Below are 25,855 nucleotides of genomic sequence, written 5' to 3' on the forward strand. Positions count from 1 at the left end.
AATGATTCAATTTGACGAAAAAACATATTTCTACTTATTAGCCATCCTGCCGGTTATGGCTGCAGCTTTCTTTTTTCTTCAGATTTGGAAAAGACGGACGCAAAAACAATTTGCGGAATCTAGGTTGTTGCGGAAATTAGCCCCTGATAAGTCTCAGTTTAAATCCGCTTTGAAGCTCCTATTTCTACTTGCCGGTTTGGGCTTTTTGATTTTAGGGTTGGTGAATCCCAAAATCGGAACCAAACTCGAAACAGTGAAGAGGGAGGGCGTGGATATAGTATTTGCCATTGATGTTTCCAAAAGTATGCTAGCGGAGGATATTGCGCCCAACCGGATGGAAAAAGCCAAGCGCTTGGTATCTGAAATTATCAACCAACTGGCCAGTGATCGTGTGGGAATCATCGCCTATGCAGGTCAAGCGTATCCCCAACTGCCCATAACCACAGATTATGGGGCGGCCAAAATGTTTTTGCAGGCCATGAACACCAATATGCTGTCATCTCAAGGAACTGCCATCAATGCGGCAATAGATTTGGCCAGCACCTATTATGACGATGAGGAACAAACCAATCGAGTGCTATTTATTGTATCAGATGGAGAAGACCATTCAGAGCGCTCAACCATTGATGCCGTTGAATATGCTACTCAGAATGGTATACGCATTTTTACCTTGGGTGTTGGGAAATCCAAAGGCTCACCCATCCCCATTAAACGAAACGGTGTTGTTGAAAGCTTGAAAAAGGATAGTCAGGGTGAGGTAGTCATTACTAAATTGAATGAGGCAGTACTTTCCGAAATAGCAGACGAAGGAAATGGGGTTTACATTGATGGCTCGAACACTGACAAAGCCGTTGAGTTCATTAAAGAACAATTGGCCCAAATGGATAAAAAGGAGTTTGAAGCCAAGCAATTTGCTGAATACAAAGACCAATTTCAGTGGTTTCTGGCAATCGGACTATTCTTTTTATTTTTAGACGTTTTCCTTTTGGATAGAAAAACCAAATGGTTGAAAAAACTAAATCTTTTCAATGAACATGATGATGTATAAGAAGTTAAGATTGATATTCGGAATCTTCTTGCTTTTGGGCTTTGTCGGCCAGGCGCAGGAGAATGAGGTAGAAAAAGCTGCTGAAAAAGCATTGAAAACTTCAAAAAATCTTACTTGGGAAGCCAATAAGGAATTAACAGCCAATGACTTTGCAGGCGCAGAATCCGACTACAGACGCGCTATTTCCAAGAGTAAGCAAAATGCAGTGGCTCCCTACAATTTAGGAAACGCCTATTATAATCGAGAAAGTTTTGGCGAGGCGTTTGGTCGTTACAAACAAGCAGGAGAGACGGCTACCTCCAAGGATGGTAAGCATAAGTCGTATCATAACATGGGCAACGTATTCATGAAAAACAAGGAATACGAAAAAGCAGTGGAAGCCTACAAAGAAGCCTTAAGAAATAATCCGAAGGATGAGGAAACCCGATACAATCTGGCCCTCGCCAAAGAGATGCTCAAAAAGCAACAGGACGAACAACAAAACGACCAAAATCAGGACGATAAGGACAAACAAGATCAGCAAGACCAAAAAGATAAAAACCAAGACCAGAACAACGAAGGGGATAACAATAAGGATAACGAGGGAGAACAGGATCAGGACAAAAACAAGGATGATGGTGATGAAGGAGAAAATGGAGAAAATAAACCTGAGGAAAATTCTGAAGGTGACGGTGATAAGAAAAAAGAACAGGAGAAAAAACCAAACGAAGGCGACCAGCCTAATGAGCAAAAACAGCAACCCAGACCTAATCAGCTTTCTAAACAACAAATCCAGAATTTGTTAGAAGCCATGCAAAATGAGGAGAAAAAGGTGCAGGAAAAGATAGAGGCCCGCAAGGTTCGAGGTAAGAAAATCAAAAACGAGAAGGATTGGTGATGATAAAGTGGGGCAGTTTTTTTGTTACTCTGTTTTCTTTGGCTTTGTTTCTGAGTCCAAAAGTCAGTGCTCAGGATGAAGTCACTTTTGAACTCAAGCTTAGCAAGGAAAAACTGGGCATCAACGAAAGGTTGAGGGCCGAGTTTACCATGAACAAAGATGGTGACAATTTTAACCCTCCCTCTTTTGATGGCTTTAAGGTGGTAATGGGGCCATCCCAATCCATTAGCTCTTCTTGGGTCAATGGGAAAAGAACGTTTTCAAAAACCTATATCTATATTTTGGTGCCAACGGCAAGGGGAAGATTTACCATTAAGCAGGCCACAATAGAAATTGCAGGTGAAACCTATAAGACTTTACCTAAAACCGTTGAAGTCACAGCAGCTGTGGATAAGCCGAATGACCAAAAGACTGTGGACGATGTGGCTGATGAAAGTCTTCACCTTGTTGCTGAAGTTTCCAAGGGAAATCCGTACTTAAATGAAGCGGTTACAGTGATTTATAAACTCTATGTAAGTCCCAACATTAATGTGACCAACTATCGTTCTCTTGACAGTCCCAAGTATGATAATTTTTGGAGTCAGGATATTCCTGTAACTAAACACACGGCACAAAATGGCACCTACAAGGGGAAACCCTACCGATATGTGGTACTTAAAAGAGTAGTCTTATATCCTCAAAAATCAGGGAAATTGGAAATTGAACCCTTATCCCTTGAAATTTTTGTCGATGTTCCCACGAATCGCAGGGATTTCTTTGGTGGTCGTATCTACTCCCAAACCAGTAAGACGGTATCCGCAGGAAGACGCACCTTATCGGTAAAACCACTTCCTGAAGCCGGAAAACCAGTAGATTTTGGAGGTGCTGTAGGTGATTTTGATTTTAAGGTTACTTCAAGCAAAAAACAATTGAACGCTTCGGAATCACTGCAGGCTAGAGTAGAAGTATCCGGTAAAGGAAATCTCAAACTATTTCAACTGCCGGAACCTGAGCTTCCAAGTGCACTTGAAGTATATGAACCTGAGTACAAAGAAAATGTACGCACAAATGTTTCCGGAATGGAAGGAAAAGTGGTCAACAACTACACAGTTGTACCCGCTTACAGGGGAAAGTATCCCATTCCCAGTATATCCTTTAGTTACTTTAATCCCAAGACATCAAAATACGTAACCTTAAAGTCCGATGAAATTAACATAGAGGTTTTGGAAGGGCCTGCTGGAAGTGAAACAAGTGCGCCTGTGGCTGCCAACGCAAATAAGCAATTGGTTGTGCCTACAGGAAAACAATTCCACTTTATAAAGCTTAAACCTAATCTTACCAAAATTGGCACCAATCATTTTTTTGGTTCCAATACGTTTTACCTCCTGCTTTTTGCGCCTATTCTCCTCATTCCGATTGCTGTGTTCTCCTTTAAAAAGAGAGAAGCTATAGCCAGTGATGTTGAAGGCAACAAGATTAAAAGGGCCAATCGTTTAGCAAAAAAGTACCTATCCACGGCGAAGAAGGAGTTGGGAAACAAAGAAGGATTTTATGTTGCCTTGGAAAAAGGTTTGCACAACTATCTGAAAGCCAAATTAAAAATTGAAACCTCAGAGTTCAGCAAGGAAAAAATCACAACCATCTTAGAAGATAAAGGTGTGGACACGCTAGACATAGAAAACTTCATAAGTCTTTTGAAAAACTGCGAAATGGCTAGATATAGCCCTTTTTCTGATGTGCAAATGCAAGAGGATTATGAAAAAGCAAGTGAGGTCATCTCAAAACTGGACAAACAATTATGACGTTGAGAATATGGGTCTTGTGCGTGGCACTGTTCACTTTTTCCTTGGGCATTTCCCAGAATACCCAATTGTTTGCACAAGCCACCGAGCAATACAACAAAGGGGAGTATACCAAAGCTATTGAAAGCTATGAGCAAATACTCCAAAATGGCCTACACTCCGCGGAATTATATTTCAACTTGGCCAACTGCCATTATAAATTAAATGCCATCGGTCCAAGCATTTATTTTTATGAAAAAGCCCTTTTGCTAAAGCCAAACGACGCAGAAATCAAGAACAATCTGAAATATGCCCAAAATATGAGGTTGGATGCCGTGGAAGAAATGCCTCAGACAGAAATTGGCAAAGCTTATGCATCCATTGTCAACTTATTTTCCTTTGACGGATGGGCATACCTCTCCGTTTTTTTAATGATATTTTTTGTCTTCTGCTATTTGGCCTACTACTTTCTACGCAATGCTTCACACAAAAGAATAGCTTTCGTTACCAGCATCTTTTCCATGATTTTAGGAGTAATTGCCGTATTACTGGCCTATTTGCAATACCAAGAATTTAAGTCCAATAATCCAGCAATTGTCTTCGCCAAAGAAGTGAAAATAACTTCTGAGCCCAACGAAAACAGCGAAGCAGTTTTTATTCTTCATGAGGGCACCAAAGTCAATGTGCTTGATGACTTGAATGATTGGAGAAAAATAAGATTGGCCGACGGTCAAACCGGCTGGCTCAGAAATGAACATGTCAAGCTATTAAAGGACTTTTAAACAAAATTTAACTAAAAACAATAGCTTTGCTATTATTTTTGTTTAAAACCTAGCAGCTTTTGAAGAAAGTTTCCTTTCCCTTAATCGCCCTTTTTTTGGTGTTTTCCATATTGACTCCATCACTTATCCCAATTATTGATGAAAGCGGTGATGCTTTGGTTTTAACGGACATGAACGAGGAAGAAAAACAGGGAGAAAAAGAGGCTGAAAAAAGTTTTGATGAAAAAGATTTATTCTTAAACAATTTTAATCTTACAGGCTCCTCCCCTGTTCAAAAACAGAATCATTCGCATTCGAAATTTACCGTTCTTAGTTCGAGTTTCATAGTGGACATTCACCTTCCTCCACCCAGAATTTCATAAGGACATTCCACCCTTCTCTTATAACTAATTCAATCATTATCTCCATAAATATTAAATTGGAGTTTAAAACCTATATCACATCATGTTTAAGTACTTAAAGAATGACTTACCGGCAAGTATTGTAGTTTTCTTTGTGGCTTTACCCTTATGTTTAGGGATTGCCCTTGCCAGTGGCGCACCACTCTTTTCCGGTCTTATTGCGGGAATTGTTGGTGGAATCCTAGTAGGGTCACTCAGCGGCTCCCAAATTGGAGTTAGCGGTCCTGCAGCTGGTCTTGCAGCAATTGTTTTGGCGGCAATAGCCTCATTGGGCTACGAGAACTTTTTGGTAGCTGTAGTCCTGGGTGGTGTTATTCAGCTTTTGTTTGGCATACTACGCTTAGGAATTATTGGTTATTACTTCCCTTCTTCTGTAATTAAAGGAATGCTTACCGGTATCGGAATTATTATCATCTTAAAACAGATTCCCTACTTCTTTGGATATGATAAAGATCCTGAGGGAGATTTTGCCTTCTTTCAAATTGACGGTGAAAATACGTTTTCAGAAATCTTTAATACGATAAGTGGAATTATTAGTGGCAACTATAGTGCAGGAGCAACAATAATTGCAATTATAGCCATGTTCATCCTAATTTTATGGGGAAATGTCCTTTCCAAAAAAGGAAGATTTTTTCAGTTGGTTCAAGGGCCTTTGGTTGCGGTTGTGGTTGGAATTATTTTTTACGTACTCACAAAAGATGGAGCACTTCATATTACCGAAGACCATCTTGTGGCGGTTCCTGTACCCGACGGTTTCGAAAGTTTTATTGGTCAATTCAGTTTTCCTGCTTTTGGTGCCATTGCCCAGGCTGAAGTTTGGATTGCTGCATTTACCATAGCATTGGTAGCCAGTTTGGAAACGTTGTTATGCGTGGAAGCTACGGACAAGCTAGATCCCCATAAAAGAGTAACACCTACAAATCGTGAGTTGTTGGCACAAGGTAGCGGGAACATTGTTTCTGGGCTAATTGGAGGGATTCCTATTACTCAAGTAATTGTACGAAGTTCAGCAAACATTCAATCAGGGGGGCAAACCAAGATGTCAGCCATTATCCATGGCTTCTTTTTACTGATATCTGTAATGTTGATACCTACACTGCTGAATAAAATTCCACTTTCTGTTTTAGCAGCAGTACTTTTTATAGTGGGTTATAAGCTGGCAAAGCCCAAATTATTTAAAACCATGTGGGACTTGGGATGGAAACAATTTCTACCTTTTATTGTAACCGTTGTGGTCATTGTGTTTAAAGACTTGCTTTGGGGAATTGGAATTGGTCTAGCCGTAGGTATTGTTGTGATTTTAATCAAAAGCTATCAAAATTCCCACTTCCTCCATATTGAAGAAAACACGGATGGTAATAAATTCAAAATGACCTTGGCAGAAGAAGTGACTTTCTTTAATAAAGGTGCAATAATTAAAGAATTGGATAGGTTGCCAAAATCTTCATATCTTGAATTGGATGTACGGAAGACCCGGTACTTGGATAATGATATTATTGAAATTCTGGAAGATTTCTCACATAAGGCGAGGGAACGGAACATAAGCATCAAACTAGTTTCGGAAAGAGGTATTGTTGAAAACCCCCCTAGCTATATTGAATTTTTTAATCTTAGAAAAAAAACACAAGCATAGATTATGATTACACAAACTAAAGAAACGCAAGCTGCGCTCACACCAAAATCTGCTTGGGAACTTCTCAAAGAAGGGAATAAACGTTTTGTTGAAAAAAAACAGGCGGATAGAGACCTGCTTCAGCAGGTAAAGGAAACTACCACGGGGCAATATCCTTTTGCCACAATTTTGGGTTGTATTGATTCTAGAGTTTCGGCAGAATTGATTTTTGACCAAGGTGTAGGTGATATTTTTAGTGCTAGAGTGGCTGGAAACATTGTAAATGAAGATATCCTAGGCAGTATGGAATTTGCCTGCAAGCTTGCCGGGACCAAAATTATCGTGGTGTTGGGACACACTAGTTGTGGAGCTGTTAAAGGAGCATGTGATGATGCAAAAATGGGCAATCTTACCGAATTGTTGAGCAAAATTAGGCCAGCGGTAGAGGCTATCCAAGAACCTTCGGATGCCAGTCTGCGTAACTCCAAAAACATTGATTTTGTAAATAATGTTGCGGAAAAAAACGTCACGATGACCATTGAAAATATTCGTAAGAAGAGTCCGGTGTTAAAAGAAATGGAAGATAATGGCGAGATATTAATCGTTGGTGGAATGTACGACATCGCTGATGGGAAAGTCCACTATCTTGACTGATTCCTAGGTAAAGCTTGAAAGACACAAAGGCTAATGATTAATATTTCGTTGGCCTTTTTTAATTTCTAGAAGCGATTGCCTTGAATTAATATCCACCCTATCTACGTGAATGTTTGTGTATTTCGTAGTAAGTAGGCATATAGCGCGCAATACAATGACATTCCGCTAGGGCATATTTTATGGATTTTGATACCTTTGTCGGCTGACAAACCAATCACCAATGATTGATACGCTTAAAAAACACCTAGCTGACGTTGAGGCTTTTTCCTCTACCTCTAAGGACGAAATAGAAGCTTTTCGAATTAAGTATTTAGGAAAAAAGGGGCTTTTGAACTCTTTCTTTTCTGAATTCAAAAATGTCCCCAATGAGCAAAAAAAGGAATTTGGCCAGGTAATCAATCAATTAAAAACCTCGGCTAACGAAAAGGTAAATACTTTAAAACAGGCCGTTGAGTCCCAAACCGAAACTCTGGGAAAATACGGTGATTTAACCCGTCCCGGTGAACCTATTGAAATTGGGGCGAGACACCCTATTTCAATCGTAAAAAATAGAATAATCAATATTTTTTCCCGTATTGGATTTAATGTTTCCGAAGGACCGGAAATAGAGGATGATTGGCACAACTTCACTGCGCTCAATTTACCGGAATATCACCCGGCAAGGGATATGCAGGATACCTTTTTTATCCAAACCGACCCAGATATCTTGCTACGTACCCATACCTCATCGGTACAGGTTAGATATATGGAAAACAATCAACCCCCTATTCGAACCATTTCACCAGGGAGAGTGTATAGAAACGAGGCCATATCAGCACGATCACATTGCTTTTTTCATCAGGTAGAAGGACTTTATGTGGACAAGGATGTTTCTTTCGCAGACTTGAAACAGACCTTGCAATATTTTACTTCTGAGATGTTCGGCAAGTCCAAAATAAGATTGAGACCTTCCTATTTCCCGTTTACTGAGCCAAGTGCAGAAGTAGATGTGTATTGGGGATTGGAAACGGAAACGGATTACAAAATGACCAAAGGAACAGGATGGCTGGAAATCATGGGGTGTGGTATGGTAGACCCTAATGTGTTGCAAAACTGTGGTATTGACCCAGAGGTATATTCTGGTTTTGCCTTTGGAATGGGAATCGATAGGATAGCTTTATTGCTTCATCAGATTCCGGACATACGACTCTTGAGCGAAAACGATATCCGCTTTCTAAATCAATTCAAATCTTCCCTCTAGTTTGTTTAAGAACATTATGATGTTCAATTGAGGCACCTTTTTGGGTGTATTTTTTCGGAAGTTTACATTTTAACCCCTCCATTTTTATGGAATTGTTATAGGATACAATTGCCTAAGCTATTAATTTAGAGGTGATTGCTAATTTTAAAAAGACCACCTATGACCACCAAAAACATTTCCAGAAGAGACTGGCTAAAAAAAGGAGCCCTCACGGCAGGGGGAGTTCTTGCAGCTCCGTATTTGGGATATTCCGAGAACCTTAAGTCTCCACTAGCCCTAGATTCAAATGGAGACGCTATTTATAGTCCTTTTTTCAAGGAATACCTCCCAAAGGAAGTTCGGGAATTTCCTGTTTTTGATGCTAAGCTCAACGCAAATGAAAATCCCTACGGCCCTTCACCAAAAGCTTTGGAAGCATTTAAAAGTGCGGCGTCTGGAGGAAACAGATATGCGTGGAAAGAACTTTTTCAATTAGTTGATAAAATAGCTGCCTTTGAAGGGGTTACTCCAAAAAATATAATGATGGGTCCAGGATCATCCGACCTTCTGGAAAAAACGGCCATGGTATTGTTCATGAATGGTGGGAATGTAGTTTCTGCAGACCCTGCATATATGTCATTAATTCGAGTCGCTGAGTCCGTGGGTGCAACTTGGAAGCCAGTTCCATTGAAAAAGGATTGGTCCCACGACCTCAAAGCCATGGAGGATGCAGTCGATTCCGATACAAAATTGGTCTATATCTGTAACCCTAACAACCCAACAGGAACTATTACCGAGCATGAAGAGTTGGTTGACTTCTGTTCCAGAGTTTCTGAAAAAGTTCCAGTTTTTGTGGATGAAGCGTATTTGGCGTTTATGGGTAATGGCCTTAAGAAAAGTATGGTGAACCTGATAAATGAAGGCAAAAATGTTATCATCGCCAGAACGTTTTCCAAAATTCATGGAATGGCAGGACTTCGGGTTGGTTATATTGTTGGACAAGAATCTACTTTAGCACAACTGCAACAAATCACCAGAGGTGGAATGGGTATTTCATATCCTTCGGTGTTTGCAGCTATGGCCGCTATGGATGACACCGCGTTTATAGACAACTCCAGGGAATTGAATGCGAAATGCCGTGAATATGTGTACGCAAGTCTTGATTCAATGGGATTTGATTACGTAAAATCCCATACGAGCTTCATGATTTTTCCAATTGAGATGCAAGGCAAGGATTTTCTTCAAAAAATGACTGACCTCAAGGTTGGGGTACGTGCATTCCATTTTATGGATAAAGATTGGTGTCGTGTAAGTATGGGTACCATGGATGAAATGAAACTATTTACCTCTGCTATTTCTAAAGTTTTAGTTTAAAATCCCATGGATTCTGGATTATACAAAACGATTACGTTTGTATGCTTCATCCTGATTGGTGTTTTTCTCAAAAGCAAAATCAAATCCAAGGATGAAAAAAGTGGGATAAAGGCAATTATACTAAACTTAGCCTTGCCAGCCACTATTTTTATCGCCCTTTTGGGGGTAAAAGTCCAATGGAACTTGTTGTTCTTGCCGATTATGGCTTTGACCTTGAATGTAATTCTGTTTTTGGCCACTCCCTTTGTTCTTCCATTGGTAGGCATTAAAAAAGGTTCCGCGGAATTCAGAACTGCCAGATTACTTATTCCTTCCCTGGCTCCTGGTCTTTCGTGTTTTCCCTTCGTATTGGAATTTTTAGGAGAAAATGCCTTGGCCAAAGTAGCCATGGCCGATTTGGGGAACAAAATTTTTGTACTTGTTATACTATATGTTGTTGCCATGAACTGGCACTATCAGCTCAGAAGTATTTCCAAAAAAGGTAATGGCAAATTAATGTCTTTACTCAAAGTGCTTATTTCAGAACCGGTAAACATATTTATTGCTGCAGCTCTACTATTGCTGATGTTCGGGTTTACAATGGATTCACTGCCCATTTTATTTAGTGACATTCTTGAAAAATTGAGCATTATCATGACTCCTTTGGTACTTCTGTTTATTGGGTTAGGAATCAAACTGAAAAGGAAACAGTTCTTTCAAGTCTTTTCCGTGTTGTGTATACGTGCTGGTCTGGTATTTGCTTTGGGAGGAGTCTTTGTTTGGGTTTCAGGGATACAGTCCTTGGAAAGCATTCTTTTGCTTTTGGCATTTGGTTTGAGCTCCTGTAGTTTTTGGCCTTATGCCCATATTTCAGCAGTAGAGCATCTTGAAATTGCGGATACCCAAAAACGTACGTTTGACGGTGATTTCGCCCTGAACATACTGGCGCTTTCCTTTCCTCTATCCACAGTACTTATTTTAGGAGTATTGAACACGGGAACTTTCTTTGCCACCAACATTAATATCCTATTCGTGGGCGGTACTCTATTTGCTGTTGGCTTGATTTATCCACTTTTAAATGGACTCAACAAAAAGGTGTCACTTACTAAAGTAAGTAAAGCCAAAATAGAGAGAACGACCCCCGAACATATATAAGTTAGCTTATCGTAATGGATACCCTTTTGCGACCCACCAAGGATGAATTTCTATTTCCAACCTTTGAGCCTTAACCATGGGGTCCAAATTCGCCAAACTATCTGCCATTTTCAAAGTTGGTACATTATAAATGGTGATTCCCCGTATTTCTCCATCGTCCCCAAAAGGTCCTGAAATATCGGCATACCCCTCAACATACATTCGCTTTAGATGAGCCAAATGGAGTGCTTGCAAACTATCTAGTTCTGATTTACTTTGATCTCTATTCGGTCCGCTTTTTAAGAAAGCCATGAAGTATTGCTGCATTAAAATGGTATCCCTGGTCTCTTCGTCCACAAAATCAAAAATCTGAAACCCCTTATCAGTCAATTCTTTTTTGAGTTCAGCTACATTTTCTTTTTTTTGACTTTCAACCTCGGTAACATTGGGAGCAACTTCTTGTTTACAGGATAGTATGGTAAGTGACAAAAACAAACATAGAATTTTCAAGTTTTCCATTGGTTGTATGGTTTTTTAACGAGTTGTGAATTATAATATGCAATCTCACCTGTTACTTCTTTTCCAAGCCAAGGGGGCTTTTCAAAGGTTTCATCTTCGTACTTCAGTTCAAGTTCGGCAATTATCAATCCTGAATTGTCCCCTAGAAACTCATCAATCTCAAAAAGCTTTCCCCTAAAAGTGAACTCGTAACGGTGCTTATCAATAATGCCAGGTTCACAAATCGCCATTAAGGCAAAAGCCTCCTCTTTTTCAATTTTCTTCTCCCATTCAAAGCGGGAAGTTCCAGAATCATTGGATTTCCCTTTTACAGTTAAAAATCCATAATCTCCCTGTATACGAATCCGAACAGTTCTATCTGGATGGGTATTCAAAAAGCCTTGCACAATTCTAGTTTTTGATGCTGCCTGTTCCCGATATTCTAGGGATTTGACCAAAAACTTACGTTCAATTTCCAAGTGTTCCATCCTATTAAATATAGCCATAAATTTGAGTGTGGCCTTTGATTTCCCATTACGCAAAATAATCCATGTGGATATGGATGCATTTTATGCATCTGTTGAGCAACATGACAATCCTGAATTGAAAGGAAAACCAGTTGCAGTGGGCGGTGGTTCAAAACGCGGTGTGGTTTCAGCTGCAAGCTACGAAGCTCGTAAATTTGGGGTGCGCAGTGCTATGGCTGGTTATATTGCCAAAAAAAATTGTCCTGATTTGATTTTTGTTCGTCCTCGTTTTGAACGATACAAAGAAATCTCTCTTCAAATAAGAAGCATCTTTTTTGAGTATACCGATTTGGTGGAACCGCTCTCTTTGGATGAAGCCTATTTGGATGTTACCCAAAACAAAAAGGGAAATCCTTCTGCCACTTTGATAGCCAAGGAAATTCGCCAAAAAATATGGGATAAAACCGGGTTGACCGCTTCTGCAGGAATTTCAATTAATAAATTTATTGCCAAAGTGGCCAGTGATATCAACAAACCCAATGGCCAAAAAACCATTAACCCCGAAGAAGTCATTGTTTTTCTGGAGGACTTGGACATTCGCAAATTTTATGGGGTTGGAAAGGTCACTGCAGAGAAAATGTACAAGCTGGGTATTTTCACTGGAAAGGATTTGAAGCAGAAATCCTTGGAGTTTTTGGATAAGACCTTCGGAAAAAGTGGACGATATTATTATGATGTGGTACGAGGGATACATACCAGTGAGGTAAAACCTCATCGCATTCCAAAATCGGTAGGGGCCGAACGTACATTCTCGGAAAACCTGAGCAGTGAAGTCTTTATGCTGGAAAAATTGGAAAACATAGCCTCGGAACTTGAAAGAAGGTTTCAAAAGTCCAAAATTGCTGGAAAAACGGTCACCTTAAAAATAAAATACAGTGACTTTACCCTAAATACGAGAAGCAAGACGCTTCCCTATTATATTTCAGACAAAAGTCTTGTCTTGGAAACTGCCAAAGAATTACTATACCAAGCTCCCCTTAAAGACTCCGTTCGACTGTTGGGAATTTCATTGGGTAATCTGAATACTGAAAAAAAAGAAGTAGAAGAAAAGAAAGAGAAAGACGAAATTTTGGTGCAGCTTCGTTTTGACTTTTAATTCAAATTCCATTGGTTGAGAAGACAGCTATTAGCCAAACAATCAAGGATGAGAAAAATATTCCGGTTGTATTTGCCATAAAGGCTTGCTTCCTTTCAATTCTAAAGAGGTAGGATGCTATCGTACCGGCATATACTCCGGTACCCGGCAATGGAATCATGACGAAAAGAACCAGACCTAGAAAGCCAAACTTCTTTATTTTATCCCCTGAGCCTGTTTTAGCTCTTTTGGCTACAAAAACTGCCGATTTTTTATAGAATCTCCACTTTAGAAAATAATGGTTAATCCTATCTAAGAAAAACATCATGAGCGGGAATACCGCAATATTGGCCGCAAGGCAAACAATGAAAACCAAATACTCGTTTAGTCCTTTCATAATGCCATAGGGTATACCGAGTTTGGCCTCCCCAAATGGTGACAGACTCCACAATATGGCTATTATCAAATCCAGTATCACAGCTTTTTTATTGAACTGCAAAAATACCTCCCTAAACCATTTTTTCTTTTTCCCTAAACATTAAAAAAAATATAAAATTTTTAGGGTGAAGGTAGCTACGCTGCAATGGAACAAGAACCCAATTCTGTTGTTTAATAGCTCTTGATATACTATCCGGACCTGTCTTTTTTTATCTTTATGCCATGCAGAAAGATGCCTTACACGAAAAAATCATTATAACCGCGGGGGATCTCTTTTATACTAACGGATACAATTCCACCGGGATTAATGAAATAATCAGCAAATGTGGTATTGCAAAAGCTACACTTTATAGCCACTTTAAATCTAAAGAGGAAATTTGTATTGCGTATTTGACACAGAGGCATGATGAATTCCTAAACGATTTAAAACAGTATGTAAGTAGAAGGAAAACAGGAAAAAACCAGCTTTTGGCCATTTTTGATTACTTGGCGGATTTTTATCGGGAAGATGTTTTTTTTGGATGTTGGGCTTTAAAAACCTTAGGGGAGCTTTCCGCCAAACAGCAACGTATTTTTTCTACTATCCAAAAACACAAAAAAGAACTATTGCTATACTTGGGTGAGGTTGTACTGGAAAACATTCACAATGTCTCCAAGGCTGAAGTAGAAAAAGTTTCTGGGGGTATCTACATGCTATATGACGGTGCCATTACGGAAGCATATTTGCATAAAAATGCCTGGCCTATCTATTTGGCCAAAACCATAGCTCCATCCTTTTTCTCTCATCTGGAGATGGAATCATAAAAAAAGCACGCTCAAATGAGCGTGCTCTTCAACTAAAAAAACTTCAATCAATTATTTCACTATCAAGGTGTTGTCGGTAGAAGTTGGATTCAAAGGACAAAAGTATACATACTCACCTTTCTCCAATGTTGTCGCTTTAGACGTTTGGGAAGCGCCAGTTTTTACTGGTTGAGTCACATATGCTGTTTGAATGTGGTTTTCAGGTTTGCTGATATCCAATCCTTTTTTCACCAACACAAAACCAACATCGTGACCTACTCCGTTGTTTGAAATATCAAAAACATACGTTCCTTCTGAAACCGTGATTTGTTTTTGGGTAAATTCACCAGAAGTCTGTTCCAAAGCGATGGTCTTTACTTCCTTGTCTTTCATCGCGTCTTGTGCCTGAGTTGTAAAAAGGGCTCCAAATGCAAAGGCTAAAACTAAAATTGCGTTTTTCATTTTTCTATTATTATAATTGGGTTTTTGTTTTATTATTTAAACTGTAGCTTCCAAAGGTTGCGCTACTGGAAAATCTACAGGTACTTGAGTAGTACTGTGGATGTAGTTGGAAATGGTTTTATCTCCTACCAAAACGATAGTGTCAATCAAATTTTCCTTAGTCCATCCTGCATTCAAGAAATTATCCACTACCTCAGCATCGGTTGCTCCCCTGTTCTCTGTAATATTTCTAGCTAGTCTAGCCAAAGCATCCAACTTGCTGTCAAAAGAAGCTACACCGGCTCTTAGCTCAAGGATTTGATCATCTGTAAATCCGTTCATCTTGCCAATGGCAGTGTGTGCAGATAAACAATAAATACAATTGTTCACTTGGCTTACAGCAAGGTTTACCACTTCTTTTTGCTTGGCGTTCAATGAGGTCTTTGCGTTGGAAAAGGTCAAGTAGTTTTCCAAAGCATTTTCGGAATGCGCATAAGTTGCGAATAGGTTGGGAACAAAGCCTACAGCTTTTTCCAAATTGTCGAATATAGCTTGATTCTTGCTGCTAACTTCTTCTCTCGTAGGTACATTAAAAGTGCTCATAATCTTAATTTTTATAAAATGTGTTATTGTTAAATATTAAAGATTGGATACAAAGGGTTTCTCTGCATCACAATAGAAATCATGATGGTGTCTTTGCTCACAATGTGTCTTTGGAGTTATCGTATCGAATTCAGGTTTTCTGTTGTTACCGAAAACCTCGATTAGATTAAAAATTGATTTTTCCGCTGTTTTCATCTTTACCTTTCTTTTAATTACAGTGCAAAGATGTGGCGAAAGAAAAGGCGAGTGTTAGCAACAATTTCCCGACCGCTTGTCGAAATTTCCCTTAGGCTGCAATTATCTTGTTTTCGCGGTATTCCGAAGGGGTCATATGGGTCATTTTCTTGAAGAATCTACTAAAATGGGCTGGGTCATTAAAGCCCAACTCATAGGCAATTTCTTGATTCTGCTTATCCGTAAAATGCATCATTCTTTTGGCTTCGAGGGCAATACGGTCCAGAATAATCTGCTGAGGGGGTTTTTGGTTATAGATGGAGAATAGATTGGAAAGGGTTTTGGGTGACTTAAACAGTAGTTCGGCATAGTCACTTACCTTTCTTTTGGTCTTATAATGTAAATCGACTAAAAAATTGAACTTTCTTATGGTATCAACTTGTTCATTATTCAAGCTTTTTACAATGTGCTGTTCTTTTGCCAAACGCGTACTCATAATAATCAATCGCTTCAACAGCATTTGTAGCATATCTCCCTGAATATTGTCCGGGGTGCCGAACTCCTCGGTAAAAACCTCATACCACAAATCAAATTTCCGGTTTTGATCTTCCCTTATATTAATAATGGGAATGTCCTGGGTTCCAAAAAACAATATACCGTTACAAGATACTTCGCTATCATGGTCAGATATGCAGTAGAACTCTCTATTGAACAAGATTCCTGTCAATGGAAGTTGTGATATTTCAAAGGATGTATTGTGTAAATAGGTAACCGTCATTAAATGGTTTGGGGGCAATTCTATTGGAATATTATCCACCGTGAGTTTAACGGATTTTTCATTTCTATTCCATAAAAATTTAATGGTGTTTTGGGTAATGGAAAAGTGGTTAATATTCTTTTGAATGTCGTCTGTGAAACCAATTATGGACCCTAATTTTGAATCTTTATACTCGTATTTCATGCCCAATATTGTTTTGTTTAATGTTTGGGAAAACCCTGAATTTATTGCTATTTGTCCCCATTTCTTGTTGATACTTACAAGTTTTTTTACCCTTATTTTGACAAAATGATTAAACAGAAATGTTAATATGTACACCAGATTTCAGCACCAATCAAACTTTTTATAGTATTGGGTATGGAAAATACCAAATTTTACGATGAAGCCTTGTGTAATTTCTACAGTAAATTACAAATCAGCTCTTACCCAATTAGCTCTCTGGACATATATGCCCAGCACTTTAATAAGGTATGTAAAAACCTAAACGATATTGCAGGTTTAACAAATTTGGCCAAACGACAGGACTGGAAAGAAAGCCTTCCGCTCCGTCAAGAAATTATGGATAAGGAACATGTTGTAGTTGTTACGGATGCCCAGTTGAACATAGTATATGCTACCCAAAATATTTTCTCAATGAACGGGTATTCTCCAGAGGAAGTTGTAGGAAACAAACCTAAAATGTTCCAAGGAGAAAAAACATGTCCTGACACCTCCAAGAAGATTTCGGCAGCGATAAAACAACTAAGTCCTTTTGAAGCCACAATTACGAATTACCGTAAGGATGGTTCCATCTACAATTGTTGGATAAAAGGCCAACCTATCTTCAATAGAAAAGGAAAAGTCGTCAACTTTATTGCTTTTGAAAAGGAAGTAGCTTAAGGCTACCTTTTCATTAAATCGGACAGGTCTCTATTTCAGTCACTCTTAAGGTATTTACCATCCCTTTATCCTTGATAGGCATTGCCGCAAGGCTGATTAACATGTCTCCAACATCCAAAAAGCCTTTCTTGCAAGCGATATTGTTAACGTCTTCAATGGTTTCGTCCGTGGTCACATATTTGTCGTAGTAGAACGCCTTCACCCCCCATAACAAGTTCAATTGGGTAAGAATCCTTTTATTGGAAGTAAACACAAGAATGTGGGCTCTAGGTCGCCATGCTGATATTTGAAAAGCAGTATACCCACTATTTGTTAAGGTTGAAATGGCCTTGGCTTGAATCTCGTTTGCCATTAAAGCTGCATGGTAGCAAACCGATTTGGTAATATACCGTTTTGTCTTAATGTGAGGTGGTGTTTGCGGGACATTAATCAAAGCAGAACCTTCCACACTAAATAGGATACTAGCCATTTTTTCAATCACCTGTACAGGATAATTTCCCACCGAAGTCTCTCCGGAAAGCATCACAGCATCCGCACCGTCCATAACAGAATTGGCAACATCGTTTACTTCGGCTCTAGTGGGTGTCAAGCTGGTAATCATGGTCTCCATCATCTGCGTGGCAATGATTACCGGAATTCTTGCTTTTTTGGCCCGTAAAACCAATTGCTTTTGTATTAAAGGTACTTCATGGGCTGGTACCTCAACGCCCAAATCCCCACGGGCCACCATCAAACCATCACAATAGGCCACTATCTTATCTATGTTTTCTACTGCTTCCGGTTTTTCTATTTTAGCTATGATTGGAATTTTATGTTCAGAATGTTGATTGATAAGATTTTGTAAATCAATCAAATCTTGACTGTGCCGAACAAATGACAAGGCAATCCAGTCCACTTCTTGGGAGATTGCAAAAACAGCGTCCTTAATATCTTTTTCAGTAAGTGCCGGAAGGGAAATATCCGTGTTCGGTAAGTTTACCCCCTTTTTGGATTTTAATGGCCCCCCTTGAACTACCTCTGCAGTCACCTCGTCTTCGCCATTGGTAGATTTAACCTCAAAGATGAGTTTGCCGTCATCAAGAAGTACCCGTTCCCCTGGTTTTACGTCTTTTGGGAAGCTGGCATAATTCATATATACTCTTTCAGCCGTGCCCTCAAAGGGTTCTCCTGTCGCAAATTTGACTTTATCCCCTGGGGCAACCACTGCTTCTCCTCCCATTACACCAACCCTTAATTTTGGCCCCTGCAAATCTGCCAGTATTGAGGTATTCAAGTCCAGCTCCTCATTGAGATCCCGAATCATCTTAATGCGCTTAGCCACATCGTCATGGGAAGCGTGAGAGAAATTTATCCGAAACACATCGACCCCAGCCAATATCATTTGTTTCAAGGTTTCCCTTTTACTGGTGGCGGGACCAAGTGTTGCTACAACTTTAGTCTTCTTTCTTGTCGGCATTCTTAAAAGATTAAATTGTTTTTTGATTTTAAAGCGTTTGGGTCCATAGAATAAGCGGTCACCACCTTGGATATTTTGTTAATTCCCTTTACCACATGGTCTCTTATCATGCCATCATCAGTATCTATTTTCAAAAAATAATCAACCTCCTTTTGTTCCGAGACCAAAAAACTGGTTTTTTGGGAAATATCATTGGTAAAGAGACCCTCAGAAATTCCTATTTCTTGTTCACAGGTATTTGAATAAAGCACCCAATAATTTTGGTTGATTTCGTCTTCCCAATCAAATATGGAAAATGCGAGATTTTCACTATAGCTTAAATCGATTTTGGTTCTCTTTAATCGAAGACCACAACTCTGGTTCAGTGAATAGGCTAATGAAAAATCTTCCAAACCACTATGAATGGCAATCAATTGAAAATCATCATCGTAATACGCCTCTATTATTTTTCGGGTGGCTGACATGTCCTAAACGCGAAATGTAAATATACTCTTAATACGCAATACTGCCTAGATATATACAAATCATGCCGAGGAAAAAGTTACGAAAACGTTTGAGTTTACCTTTTTTTAAAGTTATGATACGTTCATTCGGCTCTGAAGTGCGAAGTAAGCCCTTTTGGAAGCTTTTTCTTCCGCCTTCTTTTTGGAGGTGGCTCTGGCTTTTGCCAAAATCTTGTCGCCAATGGTCAGCTTTACGGCAAAATGTTTGTATTCATCATTCCCTGTATCTTCATACACTTCATAATTGAAGGGCTTCTTTTGTTTTTGGCACCATTCTATTACCAAGCTTTTGTAGCTAATGACCTTTCCTTCCAACTGTTCTATATCCACATACGGATGAATGACTCGGTCATAAATGAATCTTTCGCAATAGCTGTATCCCCTATCCAAATAAATTGCTCCGACCAAGGCCTCAAAAACATTACCATGAATGTTCTCTCCAAAATGGGATTTGGGTATTCGACTTTCCACATGTTCCAGCAATCCCAAATCCTTTCCCAGTTCGTTTAGATGTTTCCTACTTACAATCTTGGAGCGCATTTTGGTAAGATATCCCTCATCGCCCTCCGGGACCTCGTTATACAGATGTTTTGAAATGATGGTTCCAAGCATGGCATCGCCCAAAAACTCCAGTCTTTCGTAGTTCTTAGGGTTCCCTTCTTCATCCTTTACGTTCATAGACCTGTGAAGAAAAGCCCTCCTGAAAATCTCAGTGCTTTTAGGTTTAAACCCTAGTATTTTTTTCATCGCCAAAAAAAAATCCCCATCCGTTTTCGGAGGGGAGTTAAATATTTTTGACGTTAATCTCATGTTCTGATTACCCTATATTTTTTTGAAAAGTACACAAGCATTATGCCCTCCAAAACCAAAAGTATTGCTCATGGCAACCTTTACATCTCGCTCTTGTGCTTTATTTAAGGTAAGATTAAGTGAAGCATCTATTTCCTCATCCACAACACTATGATTAATAGTCGGTGGAACTGTTCCATGCTCAATGGCCAAGATTGAGGCAATCGCCTCTATGGCTCCGGCCGCTCCTAATAAGTGCCCGGTCATTGATTTTGTGGAATTGATATTAATATTTGACGCATGACTTCCAAAAACCTTAGATATCGCTTTCAGTTCAGCTACATCCCCAAGCGGAGTAGATGTTCCATGCGTATTGATTGCATCCACATCTTCTGGTTTTAAGCCTGCATTTTCCAAACAGTTTTCCATCACTCGAACCACACCAATTCCCTCAGGGTGCGGTGCTGTCATGTGGTGGGCATCACTGGAAAGTCCTCCTCCTAAAACTTCAGCATAGATTTTGGCTCCACGAGCCTTAGCATGCTCATATTCTTCCAAGATAAGTGCTCCAGCACCTTCGCCAAGAACAAAACCGTCCCTAGTAGCATCAAATGGTCTGGATGCAGTTTCGGGACTTTCATTTCTTGTGGAGAGGGCATGCATGGCATTAAAACCACCCATACCTGCAATGGTAACAGCAGCTTCACTTCCTCCCGTTACAATTACATCACAATGCCCTAAACGGATATAGTTCAAGGCATCAATAAGTGCATTTGCAGAGGAAGCACATGCCGAAACCGTGGTATAATTCGGTCCCATGAATCCATGCTTAATAGAAATATTTCCGGGAGCAATATCTGCAATCATCTTGGGAATAAAGAAGGGATTGAACCTTGGAGTTCCATCTCCATTGGCATAGCCAATGACTTCATTCTGAAAAGTTTCAAGACCTCCAATTCCAGCACCCCAGACAACACCTACCCTAAACTTATCAACTTCGTCGAGATTAATTCCAGAGTCTTGAATGGCCTCATCAGAAGATACTAGGGCATACTGTGCAAAACGGTCCAGTTTTCTGGCTTCCTTTCTGTCAAAAAAATCTTGTGGATTATACCCTTTAAGTTCGCAAGCAAATTTGGTCTTGAACTTTTCCGTATCAAAATATGTAATGGGTGCCGAACCGCTTACGCCATTCTTTAGTCCTTCCCAATAAGCTTCTAAATTATTACCGATTGGAGTCAACGCTCCCATTCCGGTAACTACTACACGCTTTAACTGCATTGAACTACGTTTTACCCTTAAAAACCTAAATTAAAAAAAAATTATCCATGCGATTGGTATCGCATGGATAATTTACATCATTTGATAAAATATCATAAATTATTTAGCTTCTTCTATATAGCTAATGGCTTGACCCACGGTAGCAATATTTTCAGCTTGGTCATCTGGTATTTGGATGTCAAATTCTTTTTCAAACTCCATGATAAGCTCAACAGTATCCAAGGAATCTGCACCTAAATCGTTGGTAAAGCTAGCTTCAGCTACCACTTCATTCTCATCTACACCTAGTTTATCAACGATGATAGCCTTAACTCTTGATGCAATGTCTGACATAATTATATTGGTTTTAAAAATTTAAATCGGGGCAAAAATATAAAACTTTGGATTAAATACACTATTTGTCGATAAAATGTGGTGAAATCAAACTTCTTACAAATGAGAACATTACTTTAGCTTTTTGAATTTTGCCCATTCGAAATTGTATTTATTTAGATGAATCGAATAGTTATTCTTGCTTCAGGCAACGGCTCCAACGCAGAACGGATAGCCACCTTTTTTGCGGATAATGGGAAGGCAGAAATTGTAGCTATTCTAACCAATAAACAGACCGCCAAGGTGATTGAGCGGGCGAAAAGGCTTCAAATTCCCGCATTTTATTTCACCAAAACCGCATTTTCGCAATCAAATACAGTTGTGAAGCTGCTTCAATCCCTAGAACCAGACCTTATAGTTTTAGCAGGGTTCCTTTGGAAAATACCCTCCAATATCATTAGTGCTTTCCCCAACAAAATCATCAACATTCATCCAGCACTACTACCAAAATACGGGGGTAAAGGCATGTTTGGAAGTCATGTTCATCAGGCAGTAAAGGACAATAAGGAAATGGAGACAGGGATAACCATACACTATGTAAACGAAAATTATGATGAAGGGGGCATTATTCATCAAGCCAAAGTGTCCTTGGAATCCTCAGACGATGTTGAATCCATAGCCGATAAGGTTCATCAATTGGAATATGAACATTTCCCCAAAGTCATTGAAACATTGCTAGAGAACTAAAATGGCAAAAAAAAAGAAGTTCTATGTGGTCTGGAAGGGTAAGAAACCCGGAATTTATGAATCCTGGGATGATTGCAAAGCCCAGATTGAAGGGTATAAAGGAGCCCAGTACAAGTCCTTTCAAGATTTTTCCGAAGCAAAAAAGGCTTTCAACAGTAATTATTTAGAATACAAAGGAAGTTCCAAAGGCAAGAAAGAACTAAGTGTAGAAGAGCGCTTAAGAATAGGAGAGCCCAATTACCATTCCATTTCGGTTGATGCTGCATCCAGTGGAAATCCGGGAAAAATGGAATATCAAGGTGTAGATACCAAAACCAAAAAGGTACTTTTTAAACAAGGCCCTTATACAGAAGGAACCAATAATATTGGAGAGTTTCTTGCTTTAGTGCACGGACTGGCTTTTCTGAAACAGAATAAAAGCAATCGCATTATTTATTCCGATTCCCGCATCGCCATAGGTTGGGTCCGAAAGAAAAAATGTGGCACCAAACTGAAAAAAAACCAAAAAAACGCAAAGTTGTTTGAGCTTATCAAACGTGCCGAAGAATGGCTTAAAAAAAACAGATACAATACTCCCATCGTAAAATGGGAGACAAAAGCATGGGGGGAAATTCCAGCAGATTTTGGCAGGAAATAATAACAAAAAATGACCTTATTTCTAAATACCCCTTTCAATGTTCTAAATGCAATATGTAACCGTATATTTGCAGCAAAATTTTGTGAATGGGCAAACTGTTGATTGTTGGATCAATCGCTTTTGATGAAATAGAAACCCCCTTTGGAAAAACGGGAAAAATATTAGGCGGCGCTGCAACATTTATTGGACTAGCCGCCAGTCAGTTTGAGGTAAATTCAAGTGTGGTCTCCGTTGTTGGAGATGATTTGCCAGAAGAATATCTCAATCTTTTAAAGGATAGAAACATTGATGTTTCCGGGGTGGAAATTGTTAAAGGTGGAAAAACTTTTTATTGGAAAGGAAAATACCACAACGACCTGAATTCCCGGGATACGTTGGTAACTGAGTTAAACACCTTGGCTAATTTTGACCCCATAGTTCCAGAAGACTATAAAGATTCTGATGTGGTTATGCTTGGAAATCTTCATCCCAATATTCAGCTTAGTGTAATTCAGCAGATGAAAGAACGACCAAAGCTTATCGTTTTGGACACCATGAATTTCTGGATGGATCATACTTGGGATGAATTGATAGAGGTTATTAAACGCATTGATGTTATTACTATAAATGATGAGGAAGCCAGACAGCTTACCGGGGAACATTCCTTGGTGAAGGCTGCAGCTAAGATTCAAAATATGGGTCCAAAATATGTGGTTATCAAGAAAGGAGAGCACGGAGCTCTTCTTTTCCACAAGGAACATATCTTTTTTGCACCAGCACTTCCTTTGGAAGAGGTATTTGATCCCACTGGGGCAGGGGATACTTTTGCAGGTGGATTTGCAGGATATTTGGCACAGGCCAAGAACCTTTCATTCGAGAGTTTGAAAAACGCCATTGTTCAAGGTTCCAATTTGGCCTCATTCTGTGTGGAGCGTTTTGGTACGGAACGAATGCTGGATTTGAAGAAAGAAGAAGTCGACCAACGGTTGGCACAATTTAAAGAATTGACGCAATTCAATATAGAATTAACATAAGCATGGCCCTGAAAATTTTCGGGGCTTTTTTATTTTTTTGTTATGAGTGACCCTATTAAGCACGAATGCGGAATATCACTGATCCGTTTGCTTAAACCTCTGGAATATTACAAAGAAAAGTATGGTACGGCCTTCTATGGCGTAAACAAAATGTACCTCATGATGGAAAAGCAGCACAACAGGGGACAGGATGGTGCTGGATTTGCAAGTATAAAATTGGACATGAACCCGGGTGAACGCTATATGAGTAGGGTTCGTTCCGTTCAACAACAACCCATTCAGGACATTTTCGCTCAGATCAATGATCGTATTAATAATGTACTTGCCCAACATCCGGAGTTTGAAGAGGATGTGCAATTGCAAAAAAAGAACATCCCATACATAGGGGAGCTTTTATTGGGTCATGTTCGGTATGGCACCTTTGGAAAAAATAGTATTGAAAGCGTACATCCATTTTTAAGACAAAATAATTGGATGCATCGTAACCTTATAGTTGCGGGTAACTTTAATATGACCAATGTAAATGAACTCTTCGAGAATCTTGTGGAACTAGGACAGCACCCGAAGGAGTTGGCCGATACCATAACTGTGATGGAAAAAATCGGTCATTTTTTGGATGATGCGGTAGCTAAAATCTATAAGGACATTAAGAAAGAAGGGTTCAACAAGAGAGAGGCTTCCCCAATAATTGCCAAGCGACTCAATGTTGCCAAAATTCTAAGGAAATCCTCCAAAAATTGGGACGGTGGATACGCCATGGCAGGATTGTTGGGTCATGGTGATGCTTTCGTCTTTCGGGATCCTGTGGGAATACGTCCGGCATACTACTATAAGGATGATGAAGTGGTGGTTGTCGCTTCAGAAAGACCTGTGATACAAACGGTTTTCAATGTGCCTTTTGACAAGGTCAAAGAATTAGATCCAGGTCATGCCATAGTTATCAAGAAAAAAGGAAGTGTTCATCTGGAACAAATCATAGAGCCGAAGGAGAGAAAGGCTTGTTCCTTTGAACGTATCTATTTTTCCCGTGGAAGTGACCAAGAGATTTATGAAGAACGAAAAATGTTGGGGAAACTGGTCTTCCCACAAATTCTGAAGACCATCAATAATGATTTGACCAATACCGTTTTCTCCTATATTCCGAATACTGCTGAAACCTCCTTCTTAGGTATGGTGAAAGAAGCCCAAAACTATCTAAATCGAAAGAAAGAAGAGCAGATATTATCACTTGGGAGCAACATTGATAGGGAAAAACTGCATGAGATTCTTGATGTCCGACCAAGAATTGAAAAGGTAGCTATAAAAGATGCTAAGCTTAGAACTTTCATTACTCAAGATAGTAGTAGGGATGACTTGGTTACCCATGTTTATGATATTTCGTATGGTTCAGTAAAACCTAGTGACAATTTGGTCATCATTGACGACAGTATTGTTAGAGGAACTACCTTAAAAAAGAGTATTCTAAAAATCTTGGATAGGTTGTCCCCAAAAAAAATAGTGGTGGTTTCCTCCGCCCCACAAATTCGTTACCCCGATTGTTATGGTATTGACATGGCTAAATTGGAAGACTTTGTGGCTTTTCGGGCCGCATTGGAATTGCATAAGGAACGAGGTACTATGTCATTGGTAGATGAAATCTATAACAAATGTGTAGAACAATCCAATCACAAGAATAACGGTGCAATTAATCATGTAAAGGAATTCTACGCTCCTTTCAGTACAGAAGAAATATCACGCAAAATAGCCGACATCCTTGAACCTGAAGGCATAAAAGCCAAAGTGGATATAATTTATCAAGATATTGAAAATTTACACCAAGCGTGCCCACAAAACTTAGGAGACTGGTACTTTACCGGAGATTATCCCACACCAGGAGGAAACAAGGTAGTCAACAAAGCTTTTATTAATTTCTACGAAGGCAAAAACGAAAGAGCTTACTAAGACAGTCAATTAACAATAAGTTAATGTGTGCATTTCGTCGATGAAACCTGCATATTATCGGGTTTTTGACAATCAGGTAAATGTCAAACCTACTTTAGTATTGCCATAGCATAAGTAGGTTAAGTTCATGGTAAGATTTG

Annotated in this window: 29 protein-coding genes; 17 read left to right on the forward strand and 12 right to left on the reverse strand. The window is 39.4% G+C overall.

The annotated features are described in order from the left end of the window. Position 1: 1 nt before the first annotated feature. The 10 genes from ACSLUF_RS16980 (at position 2) to ACSLUF_RS17025 (ending at position 10,861) form a co-directional block, all read left to right on the forward strand. Complete coding sequence (locus ACSLUF_RS16980; RefSeq protein WP_435623857.1) at positions 2-1,048, forward strand: VWA domain-containing protein; 1,047 nt, start codon at positions 2-4, stop codon at positions 1,046-1,048. Beyond that, a complete protein-coding gene (locus ACSLUF_RS16985; RefSeq protein ID WP_435623858.1) occupies positions 1,029-1,925 on the forward strand; it encodes a tetratricopeptide repeat protein in 897 nt (298 codons plus the stop codon). Before ACSLUF_RS16980 ends, ACSLUF_RS16985 begins: the two co-directional genes overlap by 20 nt. Beyond that, a complete protein-coding gene (locus ACSLUF_RS16990) occupies positions 1,925-3,706 on the forward strand; it encodes a BatD family protein (protein WP_435625850.1) in 1,782 nt (593 codons plus the stop codon). Before ACSLUF_RS16985 ends, ACSLUF_RS16990 begins: the two co-directional genes overlap by 1 nt. Beyond that, entirely contained in the window at positions 3,703-4,467 is a 765-nt protein-coding gene (locus ACSLUF_RS16995; protein ID WP_435623859.1) for an SH3 domain-containing protein, read from the forward strand. Before ACSLUF_RS16990 ends, ACSLUF_RS16995 begins: the two co-directional genes overlap by 4 nt. A gap of 59 nt (positions 4,468-4,526) precedes the next feature. Beyond that, positions 4,527-4,829: a hypothetical protein gene (locus tag ACSLUF_RS17000; RefSeq protein ID WP_435623860.1), complete on the forward strand. Its 303-nt coding sequence runs from the start codon at positions 4,527-4,529 to the stop codon at positions 4,827-4,829. A gap of 82 nt (positions 4,830-4,911) precedes the next feature. Then, positions 4,912-6,501 carry a SulP family inorganic anion transporter gene (locus ACSLUF_RS17005; protein ID WP_435623861.1) on the forward strand — a complete coding sequence of 530 codons (1,590 nt, stop codon included), beginning with the start codon at positions 4,912-4,914 and terminating at the stop codon, positions 6,499-6,501. A gap of 3 nt (positions 6,502-6,504) precedes the next feature. After that, positions 6,505-7,134: a carbonic anhydrase family protein gene (locus ACSLUF_RS17010; RefSeq protein ID WP_435623862.1), complete on the forward strand. Its 630-nt coding sequence runs from the start codon at positions 6,505-6,507 to the stop codon at positions 7,132-7,134. A gap of 220 nt (positions 7,135-7,354) precedes the next feature. Next, positions 7,355-8,374: a phenylalanine--tRNA ligase subunit alpha gene (pheS, locus tag ACSLUF_RS17015; protein ID WP_435623863.1), complete on the forward strand. Its 1,020-nt coding sequence runs from the start codon at positions 7,355-7,357 to the stop codon at positions 8,372-8,374. Positions 8,375-8,533: 159 nt separating this feature from the next. Further along, positions 8,534-9,727 (forward strand): pyridoxal phosphate-dependent aminotransferase, encoded by a 1,194-nt coding sequence (locus ACSLUF_RS17020; protein WP_435623864.1) that lies wholly within the window; start codon positions 8,534-8,536, stop codon positions 9,725-9,727. A 6-nt stretch (positions 9,728-9,733) separates the two neighbouring features. Beyond that, on the forward strand, positions 9,734-10,861 hold the full coding sequence (locus ACSLUF_RS17025) for an AEC family transporter (RefSeq protein ID WP_435623865.1): 1,128 nt from the start codon (positions 9,734-9,736) through the stop codon (positions 10,859-10,861). A gap of 6 nt (positions 10,862-10,867) precedes the next feature. Here ACSLUF_RS17025 and ACSLUF_RS17030 read toward each other — a convergent pair whose 3' ends face one another. Further along, complete coding sequence (locus ACSLUF_RS17030; protein ID WP_435623866.1) at positions 10,868-11,359, reverse strand: YciI family protein; 492 nt, start codon at positions 11,357-11,359, stop codon at positions 10,868-10,870. After that, positions 11,347-11,826 carry a CYTH domain-containing protein gene (locus ACSLUF_RS17035; protein ID WP_435623867.1) on the reverse strand — a complete coding sequence of 160 codons (480 nt, stop codon included), beginning with the start codon at positions 11,824-11,826 and terminating at the stop codon, positions 11,347-11,349. Before ACSLUF_RS17035 ends, ACSLUF_RS17030 begins: the two co-directional genes overlap by 13 nt. Before the next feature lie 28 nt (positions 11,827-11,854). On the opposite strand from ACSLUF_RS17035, the gene dinB reads away from it, so the two are divergent. Then, positions 11,855-12,961 (forward strand): DNA polymerase IV, encoded by a 1,107-nt coding sequence (dinB, locus tag ACSLUF_RS17040; protein ID WP_435623868.1) that lies wholly within the window; start codon positions 11,855-11,857, stop codon positions 12,959-12,961. A gap of 1 nt (position 12,962) precedes the next feature. On the opposite strand, the gene ACSLUF_RS17045 is transcribed toward dinB, so the two are convergent. Continuing rightward, positions 12,963-13,418, reverse strand: a complete 456-nt coding sequence (locus ACSLUF_RS17045; RefSeq protein WP_435623869.1) for a COG2426 family protein — start codon at positions 13,416-13,418, stop codon at positions 12,963-12,965. A 182-nt stretch (positions 13,419-13,600) separates the two neighbouring features. Here ACSLUF_RS17045 and ACSLUF_RS17050 point away from each other — a divergent pair, with 182 nt between their 5' ends. Then, positions 13,601-14,182, forward strand: coding sequence for a TetR/AcrR family transcriptional regulator (locus ACSLUF_RS17050; RefSeq protein WP_435623870.1), 582 nt, complete (start codon positions 13,601-13,603; stop codon positions 14,180-14,182). Positions 14,183-14,233: 51 nt separating this feature from the next. On the opposite strand, the gene ACSLUF_RS17055 is transcribed toward ACSLUF_RS17050, so the two are convergent. The 4 genes from ACSLUF_RS17055 to ACSLUF_RS17070 form a co-directional block, all read right to left on the reverse strand. Further along, entirely contained in the window at positions 14,234-14,623 is a 390-nt protein-coding gene (locus ACSLUF_RS17055; protein WP_435623871.1) for a cupredoxin domain-containing protein, read from the reverse strand. A 36-nt stretch (positions 14,624-14,659) separates the two neighbouring features. Beyond that, positions 14,660-15,205 (reverse strand): carboxymuconolactone decarboxylase family protein, encoded by a 546-nt coding sequence (locus tag ACSLUF_RS17060; protein ID WP_435623872.1) that lies wholly within the window; start codon positions 15,203-15,205, stop codon positions 14,660-14,662. Positions 15,206-15,241: 36 nt separating this feature from the next. Further along, the gene (locus tag ACSLUF_RS17065; protein ID WP_435623873.1) at positions 15,242-15,400 is read right to left on the reverse strand and encodes a hypothetical protein; all 159 of its coding nucleotides are present in this window, start codon (positions 15,398-15,400) and stop codon (positions 15,242-15,244) included. Between the two features lie 91 nt (positions 15,401-15,491). Next, positions 15,492-16,340: a helix-turn-helix domain-containing protein gene (locus tag ACSLUF_RS17070; protein WP_435623874.1), complete on the reverse strand. Its 849-nt coding sequence runs from the start codon at positions 16,338-16,340 to the stop codon at positions 15,492-15,494. 174 nt (positions 16,341-16,514) lie between these two features. Here ACSLUF_RS17070 and ACSLUF_RS17075 point away from each other — a divergent pair, with 174 nt between their 5' ends. Further along, complete coding sequence (locus ACSLUF_RS17075; RefSeq protein WP_435623875.1) at positions 16,515-17,036, forward strand: PAS domain-containing protein; 522 nt, start codon at positions 16,515-16,517, stop codon at positions 17,034-17,036. A gap of 13 nt (positions 17,037-17,049) precedes the next feature. On the opposite strand, the gene pyk is transcribed toward ACSLUF_RS17075, so the two are convergent. From pyk to ACSLUF_RS17100, 5 genes are all read right to left on the reverse strand, one after another. Then, complete coding sequence (gene pyk / locus ACSLUF_RS17080; RefSeq protein WP_435623876.1) at positions 17,050-18,492, reverse strand: pyruvate kinase; 1,443 nt, start codon at positions 18,490-18,492, stop codon at positions 17,050-17,052. A 2-nt stretch (positions 18,493-18,494) separates the two neighbouring features. Next, the gene (locus ACSLUF_RS17085; protein WP_435623877.1) at positions 18,495-18,956 is read right to left on the reverse strand and encodes an IPExxxVDY family protein; all 462 of its coding nucleotides are present in this window, start codon (positions 18,954-18,956) and stop codon (positions 18,495-18,497) included. A 111-nt stretch (positions 18,957-19,067) separates the two neighbouring features. Beyond that, entirely contained in the window at positions 19,068-19,805 is a 738-nt protein-coding gene (gene rnc / locus ACSLUF_RS17090; protein ID WP_435623878.1) for a ribonuclease III, read from the reverse strand. 12 nt (positions 19,806-19,817) lie between these two features. Beyond that, complete coding sequence (gene fabF / locus ACSLUF_RS17095) at positions 19,818-21,065, reverse strand: beta-ketoacyl-ACP synthase II (RefSeq protein ID WP_435623879.1); 1,248 nt, start codon at positions 21,063-21,065, stop codon at positions 19,818-19,820. Positions 21,066-21,164: 99 nt separating this feature from the next. Further along, on the reverse strand, positions 21,165-21,398 hold the full coding sequence (locus tag ACSLUF_RS17100) for an acyl carrier protein (RefSeq protein WP_009778413.1): 234 nt from the start codon (positions 21,396-21,398) through the stop codon (positions 21,165-21,167). A 159-nt stretch (positions 21,399-21,557) separates the two neighbouring features. On the opposite strand from ACSLUF_RS17100, the gene purN reads away from it, so the two are divergent. The 4 genes from purN to ACSLUF_RS17120 all read left to right on the forward strand — a co-directional run bounded on the left by purN (position 21,558) and on the right by ACSLUF_RS17120 (position 25,715). Then, positions 21,558-22,124: a phosphoribosylglycinamide formyltransferase gene (gene purN, locus ACSLUF_RS17105; protein ID WP_435623880.1), complete on the forward strand. Its 567-nt coding sequence runs from the start codon at positions 21,558-21,560 to the stop codon at positions 22,122-22,124. A 1-nt stretch (position 22,125) separates the two neighbouring features. After that, the gene (locus ACSLUF_RS17110) at positions 22,126-22,761 is read left to right on the forward strand and encodes a ribonuclease H1 domain-containing protein (RefSeq protein WP_435623881.1); all 636 of its coding nucleotides are present in this window, start codon (positions 22,126-22,128) and stop codon (positions 22,759-22,761) included. Between the two features lie 86 nt (positions 22,762-22,847). Continuing rightward, positions 22,848-23,774, forward strand: a complete 927-nt coding sequence (locus tag ACSLUF_RS17115; protein ID WP_435623882.1) for a PfkB family carbohydrate kinase — start codon at positions 22,848-22,850, stop codon at positions 23,772-23,774. 42 nt (positions 23,775-23,816) lie between these two features. Beyond that, complete coding sequence (locus ACSLUF_RS17120) at positions 23,817-25,715, forward strand: amidophosphoribosyltransferase (protein WP_435623883.1); 1,899 nt, start codon at positions 23,817-23,819, stop codon at positions 25,713-25,715. The last annotated feature ends 140 nt before the right edge of the window (positions 25,716-25,855 follow it).

It is taken from the genome of Flagellimonas sp., assembly GCF_965601775.1.
Lineage (GTDB): Bacteria > Bacteroidota > Bacteroidia > Flavobacteriales > Flavobacteriaceae > Flagellimonas.